This is a genomic window from Microcoleus sp. FACHB-1515, from assembly GCF_014696105.1.
GTDB lineage: Bacteria > Cyanobacteriota > Cyanobacteriia > Elainellales > Elainellaceae > JAAUTJ01.
On the sequence record NZ_JACJPO010000052.1, the window covers coordinates 70,797 to 83,699 of the forward strand.

Consider the following 12,903-nt stretch of genomic DNA (forward strand, 5'->3'; position numbering starts at 1 on the left):
GATCGGGAGGCGATCGATGCGAATTTTGGTGATGGGCGGCACGCGCTTTATTGGCGTTTACCTGACGCGAATCCTGCTGGAGCAAGGGCACGAAGTCGTGCTGTTTAATCGCGGCAACAAGCCCGCTCCGGCTGGCGTCGAGCAGATTCAAGGCGATCGCACCGATGCGGCTCAGCTTCGAGACAAGCTGGCAGGCGAATCGTTCGACGCCATTTTCGACAACAACGGACGCGAACTGAGCGATACTGCGCCACTGGTCGAACTTGGCGATAAAGTGCGGCATTTTGTCTACGTCAGTTCGGCAGGCGTCTATCGCAAATCTGACCAGATGCCGCACGTTGAAGGCGATCCGGTCGATCCGAAAAGTCGTCACAAAGGCAAATTTGAAACAGAAGACTATCTCGATTCGCAGGGCGTTCCCTTCACTTCAATTCGCCCGGTCTATATCTATGGCCCGCAAAACTACAACGACCTCGAAGCGTGGTTTTTCGATCGCATCGTTCGCGATCGCCCCGTTCCCATTCCCGGTTCGGGCGTTCACCTGACGCAGTTCGGCCATGTGCAGGATTTGGCAGCGGCAATGGCAGCCGTGTTAGGAAATCAGCAGGCGATCGGGCAAATTTACAATATTTCTGGCGATCGCGCCGTCAGCTTTGATGGTTTGGCAAAAGCTTGTGCGATCGCAGTGGGCAAATCCGCCGACGATCTCAAAATCGTCCACTACGATCCGACAGCCTTTGACTTCGGCAAGCGCAAAGCCTTTCCGATGCGGGCTCAGCACTTTTTCACCGACATCCACAAAGCCAAACAGGAACTCAATTGGAAACCGCAGTTTGATTTGGTTTCCGGCCTCAAAGATTCGTTCCAAAACGATTATCTGGCGAGTGGACGCGATCGCGCTGAGATCGATTTCTCCGTCGATGACGAAATCCTCGCCGCTTCGTAATCAGTTAGCTGTGAATTTCGGGCGATCGAGGTTTAAGCGCTTCGATCGCCCGTAAACTTCAGCGTCTATGTTTGCTTTTCAATCTTGCGATCGATTTCCCACTGCCGCCCCGACGCTACGCTGGGCAAAAAACACCGTGACTTTTATGGAGCCTTCCAAAAACTCGATCGAGTCGTCCATGTCGGCAGAGCAAGCCTACACGATCACCGTTCGTGAGTTCAAAAGCCTTGAAGCGCAGGGAATTACGGACTTTCAAATTTTCAACTCGCTAGCTGACCTGTTTCACAAGCGCGGCAGACCTGACATTTCTGAACTGATGGCCGAAGCTGCTTACCGCTGTTTCGATCGCGACTAAGGTTCCTCCTGAAGCCATTTCGTTCCCGATTCCGCCGCGCGAAACTGCTGCGGGCGATCGGGCACAAGTTCAAGCTGCTGGGGCGATTGCGGCTTCACGTCGCGTCGTCTTCGTGAAATGCCCTCTTCGGTCGTTTCTTCCGCAATCACTTCATAGAGAATGGCGCGTTTGCCAACTTGTCCTTTTCGCAGCACGCGGCCTAGACGCTGAATGTATTCGCGAGTTGAGCCTGTGCCCGACAGCAAAATTGCGATGCTTGCTTCTGGCACATCGACGCCTTCATTGAGGACGTGAGAGGCAACGATCGCTCGATATTGACCCTCGCGAAACTGCTGCAAAATGTCGTGTCGCTCTTTGACGGGCGTTTGGTGTGTCAGGGCAGGAATCAAAAAATCCTGTGAAATCCGGTAAACGGTGGCGTTGTCGTTGGTGAAAATCAAGGTTTGTTCGGGAAAGTGTCGCGCCATCAGTTCTGTCAGCGTCCGCAGTTTGCCTTCAGTGCCGAGGGCGATCGCTCTTGACTCTCGATGCGCCAGCATTGCCCGCCTGCCCGCTTGCGACTGAGCGCTTGCCATCACAAATCGCTGCCAGCCCTGCACCGAACCAAGCCGAATTCGCGCCTGCTCTAAGAAAGCATTTCGCACTCCCATCAGGTGATCGTAGCGATCGCGCTCTTCGTCCGTCAGCTTCACCTTGATCTGCACAATGTCATGCTCGGCCAAGGCGTGACCCGCCAAATCTTCTGCCGTGCGAGCGTAGACGACCTGTCCCAGCAGAAAATCCAGATCGGCATGGCGACCATCGGCGCGATCGGGTGTAGCTGTTAAACCGAGGCGATACGGCGCGATCGCATATTCGGCAATCACGCGATTGAAGTCGCTGGGCAAGTGATGGCACTCGTCGCAGATCAGCAGACCGTAGCGATTGCCCAAGCTTTCAGCGTGGATGGCCGCACTGTCGTAAGTGGCAACGAGGATAGGAGTGCGATCGCGTGAGCCACCGCCCAACAGTCCCACTTCGACATCTGGAAAGGTTTCCAGCAGTTGGGCGTACCACTGATGCATCAAGTCCAGCGTCGGCACGGTAATCAGCGTACTGCGAGGCGTAGCCTGCATTGCCATCTGTGCCAAAAAGGTTTTGCCTGCGGCAGTGGGTAGAACAACGACACCGCGCCGTCCGGCCTGCACCCAAGCGTCGAGGGCTTCTTGCTGGTGCGGATAAGGTTGGCGATCGAGCAGGTTGCCCAAGGCGATCGGCGCAAATTCCTTGGCTTCGTCGGTAAATGGGGTTCCTTCGGCCTGCAAAGTTTCAACCAGCGATCGATACTGGTTGGCCGGAATCCGAAAGCGCTCGATGCGATCGTCCCAGGTCGCAAAATCGATCCAGGCTTTGCCTTTGGGCGGTGGATGCAAAACGAGCGTGCCGCGATCGAACTTCAAAATGGCAGGGCGAGGCATTGTACGAAGGAAAGGGGGTTTCAACCTATTGTAGGCCTGGCGAGGCTGGCGATCGCTGGTGGGTTAGCGGGATGAATTGTCGTGGGGCACGGCGTGCCCTGCCTCTACCGTTCGATCGTGGGCGATAATAGGGGAACCGTTCATCATCCGCACTCAATCGCTATGGGCAAGCCACGTATTCTTTCTGGAATTCAGACGACCGGAGGCTTGCACCTGGGAAACTATCTGGGTGCAATTCGCAACTGGGTCGAACTGCAAGAAGACTACGACAGCTTTTTCTTCATGGCCGATTTGCACGCCATCACCGTGCCGCACGACCCGAAAGTGCTGGCCGAAAATACCTACGGGGTGGCAGCGATGTATCTCGCGTGCGGCATTGATCTGGCGCGATCGACCGTTTTCGTTCAGTCCCATGTTCCTGCCCATCCCGAACTTGCGTGGCTGCTCACCTGCATCACGCCCTTGAACTGGCTGGACGACATGGTGCAGTTTAAGGAAAAAGCGATCAAGCAAGGGGAAAATGTTGGAACCGGACTGCTCACCTATCCGGTGTTGCAGGCGGCAGACATTTTGCTGTATGAGCCGGATAAAGTTCCAGTTGGGGAAGACCAAAAGCAGCATCTTGAGCTGACTCGCGACATTGCGGCTCGCTTGAACTATCAGTTTGGCAAAGAAGATGAGCCGATCTTGAAGCTGCCGGAACCGATGATTCGGGCAGAAGGTGCGCGGGTGATGAGCCTGACGGACGGTACCAAGAAGATGTCAAAGTCTGATCCGTCAGATTTGAGTCGAATTAATTTGCTCGATCCGCCCGATCAGATTCAGTACAAAATTAAGCGCTGCAAAACCGACCCGATTCGCGGCTTGGTGTTTGGCGATGTCGATCGCCCCGAATGCAACAACCTGTTGACGCTCTACATGATGCTGTCGAACCAAACGAAAGCAGCAGTCGCGGCAGAATGCGCCGATATGGGTTGGGGACAGTTCAAACCGCTCTTAACCGAGGCGACGATCGCCGCCCTCAAACCGATTCAAGATCGATATCACGCAATCATGGCGGAACCGGGATACATTCAGTCGGTGCTGCGCGAAGGTAAAGAGAAGGCGGAGGCGATCGCCAACGTGACGCTTGCCAAAGTGAAAAATGCGCTTGGCTACACCATTCCTGAGTGAGCGGTTCGGCGTTGGGGCTTAGGGCGTGTTGTAAAAGCTCCAAAAGAGGTGCATCGTTTGCGATCGATCCCCCTGTCCCCTTGCTAAGGGGGACTTTGAGGATGACTCCCTCCTTGGTAAGGAGGGTTGGGGAGGATCAAGTGGGCTTTAAAGCACGGCCTAGAGGTTAGGGTAGAAGAGTCTACCTCTTTTCCCTGCCCTCGTTATTCTGTTCGACGATTCAAATCCATATTTATTAGCTCATGTCCGATCGCCCAACTCCCCAACTTCTCACGCCTTTAACTCGCTTTCGTGCCGCCGCTCAAGCGCAAGAATTTCTGATTACGGCGGAAGCAATGCCGCCGAAGGGAGGCGATCCCTGCCACATGATCGAGATGGCAAAACTGCTGCGCGATCGCGTCCATGCCGTCAACATCACCGATGGCAGTCGTGCCGTTTTGCGGATGTCGTCGCTGACGGCTTCGGCCATTTTGCTTCAGCATGGAATTGAGCCAATCTGTCAAATGGCCTGCCGCGATCGCAACTCGATCGCGCTGCAAGCGGATTTGATGGGCGCTCAGGCATTGGGGATTCGCAATATTCTGGCGCTGACGGGCGATCCGATTAAGGCGGGCGATCATCCCAAGGCGCGAGGCGTGTTTGAACTCGAATCGGTGCGCCTGATCAAGCTGATCCACAAGCTCAATCAAGGAGTGGACGCGAACGATACACCGCTGCCTGACAGCGCGATCGATATGTTTGTCGGGGCGGCGATTGATCCGCAGTGTGGAAGCTGGTCGGGTTTGCAGTCGCGCTTTGAGCGCAAGCTCTCAGCCGGAGCGCAATTCTTTCAAAGCCAACTGATTTGCGATTTCGATCGCCTGGAAAAATTCATGGATCAAATTGCGGCAGGCTGCAATAAGCCGATCTTGGCCGGAATTTTTCTGCTCAAGTCGGCCAAGAATGCACAGTTCATCAACCGCAACGTTCCAGGCGTGCAGATTTCGCAAACAATTATCGATCGCCTCGAAGCCGCTCGCGATCCGCTGCAAGAAGGCGTAACGATCGCTGCCGAACAGGTGCAGCAGGCAAAACAGCTTTGTCAGGGCGTTCACCTGATGGCCGTGCGCCGCGAAGATCTAATTCCCGAAATTCTCGATCGCGCTGGAATTCCCTCGCTGCACAGCTATGAGCGATTCGTTTCCCCGACTTGAAACCGATCGCTTAATTCTACGGGCGGCAAAGCTTTCAGATGCCGAAGCGCTGTATCACGTTTATGCGGATGCTGACGTGACGCGCTACCTTGACTTGGAGGCGATCGCCTCGATCGAGCAGGCTAGACGCATCATTTTGCATCGCAGCGATCGCTTCCGCAGCGGTCAGGCCGTTCGCTGGGGCATTGCGCTCAAGTCCAGCTATCGTCTCATTGGGTCGTGCGGCTTCTCCTTGCGTCCGGGCTTTCGCGCCGAAATAGGCTATGAACTTGCCCCTGCCTACTGGCGACAAGGCATCATGAGTGAAGCGCTCACCGCGATCATTGGCTACGGTTGGCGATCGACCCACATCAACCGCTTTGAAGCATTTACAATGCTGGAGAACACGGCATCTGCCCAACTGCTACTAAAGCTCGGCTTTCAAGAAGAAGGCATTTTGCGCGACTATGGATTTTGGAAAGGCACATTTCACGATTTGCGATCGTTTGCACTGCTGCGGGGCGATCGATCAGCAAAATGAAGCTACCTTTTTGAGATTCGCAATTCGGTTAAACGAAAAGTGAAGAATGCAAGCTTGATTTTGCAATGTTCCTGTTAACGTTCTTAAAAAGTGGGTAATCTTTTGTAGGAGCGATGGATAGTTGCAGGAAAAGTGCTGATATGCAGCCGAGGAGTTGGATCGATCGAGTCTGTTCGATAACTCGCTCAGAAACAATAGCCAATTAGACGGTTAATTATGACACCTAAATCTTCTTTGCTGAATTTCTTTGAAAAGTCTTACGTTATTAATCTTCCTGAAAGAATCGATCGGCGCAAGAAGATGGAGCAGGAACTGAAAATGCTTGGTTCTGTTGAGCCATCACGAGTCGTTTTCTTTCCCGCCATCAAGCCTGCCGATCAAGGTGATTTTCCTAGCCTTGGTGCGAGGGGTTGCTTCCTAAGTCATCTGGCGGTGCTGAAGGAAGCAAAACGCGAAAATTTAAACAACGTGCTGATCCTGGAAGATGATTTGCTGTTTACTCGCTTCTTAATCAAGCAGCAAGCTCAAATTGTGAATGAGCTAGAGTCTTTGAACTGGGATATTGTTTATCCTGGACATGGCGAAAACTTAGCTCCTAGCACTAAAGGAATCTTTCAACAATATTCTCAGCCCTTAGTGCTTGCTCATTTTATTGCTTTCAATCGAAACACGATCGCTCAACTGGTCGATTTCTTGGAAGCAGTGTTAAGCCGTCCGCCTGGACATCCACAAGGTGGCCCCATGCATGTTGATGGTGCATACACGACTTTTCGGATGCTGCATCCCGAATTGACCACGTTAATTGCCAACCCAAGTTTGGGATTGCAGCGATCGTCACCCAGCAGTATCGCAGGCTACAAGTGGTTTGAAACGCTGCCCGCATTTGCCCAACTTTTGAGCACATTACGAACCGTGAAAGACTGGCGCAGGCGTAATTCAACTGTCTAGCATTTGCAGAGCGATCGAAATGCAAAGCCGCTTTCTGCCTAATGGCTAAACGCCCGTTTGAGAGCCTGCACCCACCATTGTTTTTGCACTGTCGAGATTTTCTGAATCGGCTTCGGTCAAATCCGGTTCAGTTTCTTGCAGATGTTTTTCTAGTAATGCCAAGTTGCGAATGTTTGACTTGAAATAGGCATCGAATAGATCGCCAGCGATAGGAACCGTTCCAACAACGGCTTCTAATCCAATGTTGAAAATCATCTTTTGTAGCGTTTTTCCTGGCAGACCAAACTGCGTTGCCAGATAGATCAAATAGGCCGAGAAAATTGTATCGATGATATCGCCTGCACCAGGAATCAAACCAATAATCGGATCAAGTCCAAAGCGAAATCCGGTGAATGGAATGCGAAAGGAACTGTCTAACAGGCGGCTGAGTTTGCGAATTCGATTTAGCGTCGCGATACGTTGTACGGTATTCATCCGTCGGCACAATAATATTGATATTTCTGATTCTATGGACTGGGCGATCGATCGCCCAGTTCCACAGGACAGAACTTTTTACCTATCAAGAGAAATACGCAGTTTTCCAATGTCGCTCTTGCGAAGGATGTGAAATGTGAGGCGATCGATTGATGATCCACACAAAATCATATTGGAGCGCACTATGGCAAATTTGGTAGAAACAGCATCGCAGGCCGGATCGTTCACCACTTTACTTGCTGCCGCCGAAGCTGCCGGACTCGTCGATTTTCTCAACGGCCCTGGCCCGTTTACGATCTTGGCTCCCACTGATGATGCATTTGCGGCACTGCCGGAAGGTACGGTTGACGCACTGCTGCAAGATGTACCCAAGCTAAAGCGGATTTTGATGTATCACGTGCTGCCTGGAGAAGTGCTGGCTGAAAACCTGGCAGAACTCGAAGAAGCTGAAACCGAAGAAGGTTCGGTCGTGGCGATCGAGCATGGCGACAGCCTCAAGGTCAACGAAGCCACCGTCACGAAAACTGACATCTTGGCTGACAACGGCGTGATTCACATTATTGACGGTGTGATCATGCCTGCCATGCTTGCAGGTGGCACCTAAACAAGCTCAACCTAATCGGCATATCCTAATCCGAGCAGCAGAAATAGAAAGAAGTTCGTCGCGATTGCCACTGCACCAAACCCGCTGCTAATTGCGAGGAATGCTTTGATCGATCGAGGAGTGCGCGACCATAGCAAAACGGCGGCTACGATCGCAGGAGCGATCGCCGCTGCGCTCAGCCAAGTTTGCAGAATTGTCGTGGCAATGGTCGAAGTATCAATTCCAAAACTGAAGCCGACAAATCCCGCAATTTCTCTGATTACCCAGCCAAAAACCTGCCAGCACAAACCAAAAATGCTTGCACTGATTCCCAGACTCAGCAGCACTCTAATTGCGCGGTTCGATCGCTGCCCCAACAGAGCAATGGTGGCGATCGTGGCCGCAATTCCGGTAGCGATCGCAAGCACCTGAACCATCAGGCTCCAAGTTTCTGGAACGATTCCGTAAGGCGTGACTGCATCGAACGGAACACGTCCCAAAAAGCTCCACCCAATCTGATACGCTCCCAATCCACACATCAAGCTCGCAAAGATTTTGGTCAGCTTGTTCGGACACTGCCAAGCGAAACTAGCGGCAATCAGACCAGCGGCGATCGACAGCCCTGTGCTAATCCAAAAGATACGAATTTCTCCTAACTGCATCAGCAAATTGATTCCCCAATATTGCTGCTGAATCGATCGCAGTTCGGAAGCACTTAAACCCAAGTTCTTGACTTCATAAAGCTGAGAAATTACGGGCGCATAAGTTGAGCCGACGTTCTCACACTCGATCGATTTGCCGTCAAAAAAAGCGTCGCAACGGCTGAACTGATAGTCATCAAATTGATATTGGGAATCGCGACTTAAGTTTACTTTAAGCAGGCGATTTTGAATCTCAGCTTGACACTCGAACTGTTGATTTTCACGAGTACAAGTGAAGATGCGATTTGGTAAATGGACGATCGAATCGGCGCGAATTGCCAAGCTTGCAAACGGCGTGTACTTCGGAACGCGGGGCGCGTTGGACGTGAGCAGCATCAAAAATGCGATCGTCACAACAGCCCACAGCGCGATCGCAAATCGAGAGAAAAATAATCTGGCTCTTCGCATCGTTTTTCCTCATGCGGTTTGAATCGATGCGCTCCCTGACTTTCTGGGTTCAATTCATTCTCCTGCTTTATATTCGCTTTATGCAATCTTTGCTCTTCGCTTCATGCAATCTTTAATTACTAAATTAAAAATCACTCAATTGAAGTGAGATGGGCAAAATCCCGCTTTCAGGAACGGGCGATCGCTGTTATCTGCATCACGAAAGACGGTAAAGAATCTTAACTTCTGCATATCATGAGGGAATGTTCCTCCGCATGATCCGCCGATGCTCAGCCGAATTAAAGACCTTGCCGCCAACCTTGCCCCTCGCCTGATCGAGATTCGCCGCCACCTGCACAGTCATCCGGAACTGAGCGGGCAGGAATATCAAACTGCCGCGTATGTGGCAGGCGTTCTCTCCTCATCTGGACTGCATGTGCAAGAGCTAGTCGGCAAAACTGGGGTAGTCGGTGAACTTGACGGCACAGGACAAGACGATCGCCTGCTTGCCATCCGCACAGACATGGACGCTCTGCCGATTCAAGAACGCACCGGATTAGACTACGCTTCGCGCCAGCCGGGAATCATGCACGCTTGCGGTCACGATGTCCACACGACGGTCGGTTTGGGAACGGCGATGATTTTGGCGCAGTTGGGCGAACCGCTGCCGGGAAAAATTCGCTTTTTGTTTCAGCCTGCCGAGGAGACAGCACAAGGATCGTCGTGGATGGTGAAAGATGGCGTTATGCAAAACGTCAGTTCAATTTTTAGCGTTCATGTGTTTCCTACAATTCCCGGCGGATCGATCGGCATTCGCTACGGCGCACTCACCGCTGCCGCCGACGATTTGGAACTGGTGATCATGGGCGAATCGGGTCACGGCGCAAGACCACATGAAGCGATCGATGCTATCTGGATCGCTTCTCAGGTGATCACCGCTCTTCAGCAGGCAATTAGCCGCACCCAAAATCCGCTTAGACCGATTGTGCTGACGATCGGGCAGATCAGTGGCGGACGTGCGCCAAACGTGATTGCCGATCAGGTGCGACTGCTGGGGACGGTGCGATCGCTCGATCCAGAAACCAGTGCCATGCTGCCAACCTGGATTGAAAACATTGTGGCGAGCGTCTGTCAAACTTACGGCGCCAAGTATGAAATGAACTATCGGCGCGGCGTACCTTCGGTGCAGAACGATCCGGCCTTGACGCAACTGATGGAAGCTGCTGCTGAAGAAGCATGGGGGCGCGATCGCGTGCAGCTTCTCATGGAGCCGTCTTTGGGAGCCGAAGATTTTTCGATCTACCTCGACCATGCGCCCGGAACCATGTTTCGCTTGGGCGTCGCTTTTGCCGATCGTCCCAACTACCCACTGCACCATCCACAGTTTCACGTCGAAGAATCCTGCATTGTTACGGGTGTCGTCACAATGGCGTATGCCGCCTATCGGTACTGGCAGACTCGATGAATTCCTCCAGAGAGATGCGATCGCCCTTGCAAGCAGGTAACTTACTTGAAACATAACAGAGGAATTTGCGATGGCTTCACCTACACCGCTCAAAGGCTTGGAACTGATCGACTGCGCGAAGGCCAATGCGAAACAGGGCATTGAAACGGCGGCTGAACTATGCGGCTACGGCAGCGACTACAGCCAGTTTCAGCAGGAACTCAAGCAGGCTTGTCAAGCGATCGGCGTGGAGGTGAATGAACTAAGCGATTTGCTCACGGATGTCGATCGCCCCACTGCGACCATTCAGCTTGACCCGCCCGGAGTCGAAATTGGACCAGGATTAGACGGAAATTTGTGAAGCGCAAAACGGCGATCGATTCCGTTAGGGCGATCGCTGTTTTACCAATCTTGCTAGCCAAAACTAGCTGCCTAAGCCAAGCATCGACTTTTTCAGCAGATGCAGTCCTTTCTTGACGCGACGCGAAACGGTGACAGCGCTGATGCCTAATCGCTCTGCCGTTTCTTTTTGCGTCAGGTCGTGTAGGAAAACAAATTCCAAAACTTCGCGAGTGCGCTTCTCAAGCTGAATTAGCGCTTGCTGCAAGCGAATTTGGTCTTCTTGAGCAAGCTGGAAGCTGCGGTATTGCGGGTCGGGCAGCAGTTCAACTAGCGAGGCGGAGCCTTCTTCTTCGTCGCGCATGGGCGCATCGAGGCTGAGGGGCGATCGATTGCGGTGCGCCAAGCGAATTTCTTGCCACTCTTCGATCGGAATGTCAAGGGCGGCGGCAAGTTCGGCATCGGTCGGCTGGCGATCGAGTTGCTGCCGTAGTTCGCGCGTCATGTGGACGGCCTGACGCTGCAAAGCTTGCCAGCGGCGGGGAATGCGGACGGGACAGCCTTTGTCGCGCAGGTAGTGCTGAATCTCGCCACGAATGTAGGGAATGGCGAACGAGCTAAAGGCGTGGCCTTTGGCCATATCGAAACGCTCGATCGCGCGAATTAGCCCTAAACTGCCAACCTGTAGCAAATCCTCATAACTCTCAGTGCACTGATTGATCCAGTGATGCGCTTCTTTCCGAACCAAGCCGAGGTTGAGCTGCACAAGCTGATTGCGAACAGAGGCGGAAGGCGACTTTTGATATTCTCGCAGCAGTTGCAGGCTTTCGCTCTTTAGCTCTTTCGTGACGGAGGTAGGCATCATAGACGATTTCAGGTAGGTAAGCACTCGATTTGATAGTCTTCGTTCAGCAAGCGGGTTGCGATCGAAATCATCACCTGCTGCCGCTGAAGCTGCCCAATGCAGATAAAGTTATTCGTTCGCTTGATTCGCGTACAACTGCAATTTCACGGAACTCAATTCCTGATGTGCCTCGGAATTTCCTAGACTATTGTTACATCGATTGCCGAGATCAGCGTTGCTTGCAGTAAGAAAGCAAAGTGCGATCGCAATCTGTTAAAGAGAGTGTGAAGCAGCAGCAACATCTTCTTTCAGACAGATGACTAAACTTGAGATGCTCTTAGCCCTGATTTCGTGTAGACTCCATCTTCTCACAGAACGACGATTCGACTGAAAATTTATGACGGCAGAAATTATTCAACTTCTTATGAACGGCATTGCCGTTGGCAGCATTATTGCGCTGGCCGCTGTTGGCTTGACGCTCACTTATGGAATTTTGCGGCTCTCCAATTTCGCACATGGCGACTTCATGACCTTGGGCGCGTACTTTAGCTTGCTGATGAACGCGATCGGCCTTCCGATTTGGCTGGCGATCGCCGTCGGTGCCGCTTTGACCATTGCTGTCGCCCTTTTATGCGAAAAACTGCTGTGGTCGCCCATGCGCGATCGCCGCGCCACCTCGACTACGCTGATCATCATTTCGATCGGACTCGCTTTATTTCTACGCAACGGCATTATCTTGATTTGGGGCGGCGCTAACCAGTCGTATGAACTGCCTGTGATCAGCGCGATCAATTTTTTTGGTCTGCGGATTCCGTTCTACCGTCTGATCGTGGTTGGATTGGCACTGCTGGCGATCGTCAGCCTGCATTTGCTGCTGCAAAATACCAAAATTGGCAAGGCGATGCGAGCGGTTGCGGACAACACCGACCTGGCGCGAGTGTCGGGGATCAACGTCGATCGCGTTGTGATTTGGACTTGGGTGATTGCGGCGGGACTGACTGCCTTGGGTGGCGGCATGTACGGCATCATTACCGCTGTGCGTCCGAATATGGGCTGGTTTTTGATTTTGCCGATGTTTGCCTCGGTGATTTTGGGCGGAATTGGCAATCCGTATGGCGCGATCGCCGGAGCGTTTGTGATTGGCATTGCCCAAGAAGTGAGCAGCTATTGGCTTCCTTCGGAATACAAGCTAGGGATTGCCCTAATGATCATGGTGGCCGTGCTGCTGGTGCGTCCGCAGGGCATTTTTCGCGGCACAATGTAGCCGGAATTCAACAAAAAGCTGGAGACGCAAAATTGCAGCCTCCAGCGATCGAATTTTTGATGCAGTTTAGTGAAGAATGCCGAAGTAAAAAGCGGCAATCAAAAAGTTACCTGCCAGCAGCAGCAGCGCCCAAAAGGTGCGGTAGGGGTAGGGCGGTTTTCTGCCGCCGATCACAGGAGGTTCTGACCCAGGAGCAGATTTAGCAGTCATACGTGAAATTTCCTCTAGTAAACTTCAGTAATCCCATGCGGGATCGTTTACTCATTATTCAATTA

15 protein-coding genes are annotated in these 12,903 nt (G+C 52.5%); 10 read left to right on the forward strand and 5 right to left on the reverse strand.

Features of this window, described 5'->3' with window-relative positions; translation table 11 throughout:
• Positions 1 to 16 precede the first annotated feature (16 nt).
• Positions 17 to 946: an NAD-dependent epimerase/dehydratase family protein gene (locus H6F67_RS17480; RefSeq protein WP_190767902.1), complete on the forward strand. Its 930-nt coding sequence runs from the start codon at positions 17 to 19 to the stop codon at positions 944 to 946.
• Positions 947 to 1,013: 67 nt separating this feature from the next.
• The gene (locus H6F67_RS17485; protein ID WP_190767903.1) at positions 1,014 to 1,301 is read left to right on the forward strand and encodes a hypothetical protein; all 288 of its coding nucleotides are present in this window, start codon (positions 1,014 to 1,016) and stop codon (positions 1,299 to 1,301) included.
• On the opposite strand, the gene H6F67_RS17490 is transcribed toward H6F67_RS17485, so the two are convergent.
• Positions 1,298 to 2,758: a DEAD/DEAH box helicase gene (locus H6F67_RS17490; RefSeq protein WP_190767904.1), complete on the reverse strand. Its 1,461-nt coding sequence runs from the start codon at positions 2,756 to 2,758 to the stop codon at positions 1,298 to 1,300. The two genes, H6F67_RS17485 and H6F67_RS17490, sit on opposite strands and share 4 nt — an antisense overlap.
• 162 nt (positions 2,759 to 2,920) lie before the next feature.
• Between H6F67_RS17490 and trpS the strand changes: the two genes are divergently transcribed.
• The 4 genes from trpS to H6F67_RS17510 all read left to right on the forward strand — a co-directional run bounded on the left by trpS (position 2,921) and on the right by H6F67_RS17510 (position 6,592).
• Positions 2,921 to 3,931 (forward strand): tryptophan--tRNA ligase, encoded by a 1,011-nt coding sequence (trpS, locus tag H6F67_RS17495; RefSeq protein ID WP_190767905.1) that lies wholly within the window; start codon positions 2,921 to 2,923, stop codon positions 3,929 to 3,931.
• Between the two features lie 242 nt (positions 3,932 to 4,173).
• Positions 4,174 to 5,124, forward strand: a complete 951-nt coding sequence (locus H6F67_RS17500; RefSeq protein WP_190767906.1) for a methylenetetrahydrofolate reductase — start codon at positions 4,174 to 4,176, stop codon at positions 5,122 to 5,124.
• Positions 5,099 to 5,644 (forward strand): GNAT family N-acetyltransferase, encoded by a 546-nt coding sequence (locus tag H6F67_RS17505; RefSeq protein ID WP_190767907.1) that lies wholly within the window; start codon positions 5,099 to 5,101, stop codon positions 5,642 to 5,644. Before H6F67_RS17500 ends, H6F67_RS17505 begins: the two co-directional genes overlap by 26 nt.
• Positions 5,645 to 5,860: 216 nt before the next feature.
• Positions 5,861 to 6,592, forward strand: coding sequence for a glycosyltransferase family 25 protein (locus H6F67_RS17510; protein WP_199304482.1), 732 nt, complete (start codon positions 5,861 to 5,863; stop codon positions 6,590 to 6,592).
• 45 nt (positions 6,593 to 6,637) lie between these two features.
• Here H6F67_RS17510 and H6F67_RS17515 read toward each other — a convergent pair whose 3' ends face one another.
• Positions 6,638 to 7,066, reverse strand: coding sequence for a DUF4112 domain-containing protein (locus H6F67_RS17515; RefSeq protein WP_190767908.1), 429 nt, complete (start codon positions 7,064 to 7,066; stop codon positions 6,638 to 6,640).
• A 184-nt stretch (positions 7,067 to 7,250) separates the two neighbouring features.
• On the opposite strand from H6F67_RS17515, the gene H6F67_RS17520 reads away from it, so the two are divergent.
• Positions 7,251 to 7,670, forward strand: coding sequence for a fasciclin domain-containing protein (locus H6F67_RS17520; RefSeq protein ID WP_190767909.1), 420 nt, complete (start codon positions 7,251 to 7,253; stop codon positions 7,668 to 7,670).
• Between the two features lie 11 nt (positions 7,671 to 7,681).
• Here H6F67_RS17520 and H6F67_RS17525 read toward each other — a convergent pair whose 3' ends face one another.
• Positions 7,682 to 8,758: a hypothetical protein gene (locus H6F67_RS17525; protein ID WP_190767910.1), complete on the reverse strand. Its 1,077-nt coding sequence runs from the start codon at positions 8,756 to 8,758 to the stop codon at positions 7,682 to 7,684.
• Between the two features lie 265 nt (positions 8,759 to 9,023).
• Between H6F67_RS17525 and H6F67_RS17530 the strand changes: the two genes are divergently transcribed.
• Positions 9,024 to 10,202, forward strand: coding sequence for a M20 family metallopeptidase (locus H6F67_RS17530; RefSeq protein ID WP_190767911.1), 1,179 nt, complete (start codon positions 9,024 to 9,026; stop codon positions 10,200 to 10,202).
• Positions 10,203 to 10,272: 70 nt separating this feature from the next.
• On the forward strand, positions 10,273 to 10,542 hold the full coding sequence (locus H6F67_RS17535; RefSeq protein ID WP_190767912.1) for a hypothetical protein: 270 nt from the start codon (positions 10,273 to 10,275) through the stop codon (positions 10,540 to 10,542).
• Between the two features lie 63 nt (positions 10,543 to 10,605).
• Here the strand turns inward: H6F67_RS17535 and H6F67_RS17540 are convergent, their stop codons facing one another.
• Positions 10,606 to 11,382, reverse strand: coding sequence for an RNA polymerase sigma factor SigF (locus H6F67_RS17540; protein WP_190767991.1), 777 nt, complete (start codon positions 11,380 to 11,382; stop codon positions 10,606 to 10,608).
• Between the two features lie 379 nt (positions 11,383 to 11,761).
• On the opposite strand from H6F67_RS17540, the gene H6F67_RS17545 reads away from it, so the two are divergent.
• The gene (locus H6F67_RS17545; RefSeq protein WP_190767913.1) at positions 11,762 to 12,628 is read left to right on the forward strand and encodes a branched-chain amino acid ABC transporter permease; all 867 of its coding nucleotides are present in this window, start codon (positions 11,762 to 11,764) and stop codon (positions 12,626 to 12,628) included.
• A 66-nt stretch (positions 12,629 to 12,694) separates the two neighbouring features.
• Here the strand turns inward: H6F67_RS17545 and psaX are convergent, their stop codons facing one another.
• Positions 12,695 to 12,838, reverse strand: a complete 144-nt coding sequence (gene psaX / locus H6F67_RS17550) for a photosystem I protein PsaX (protein WP_190767914.1) — start codon at positions 12,836 to 12,838, stop codon at positions 12,695 to 12,697.
• Positions 12,839 to 12,903 lie beyond the last annotated feature (65 nt).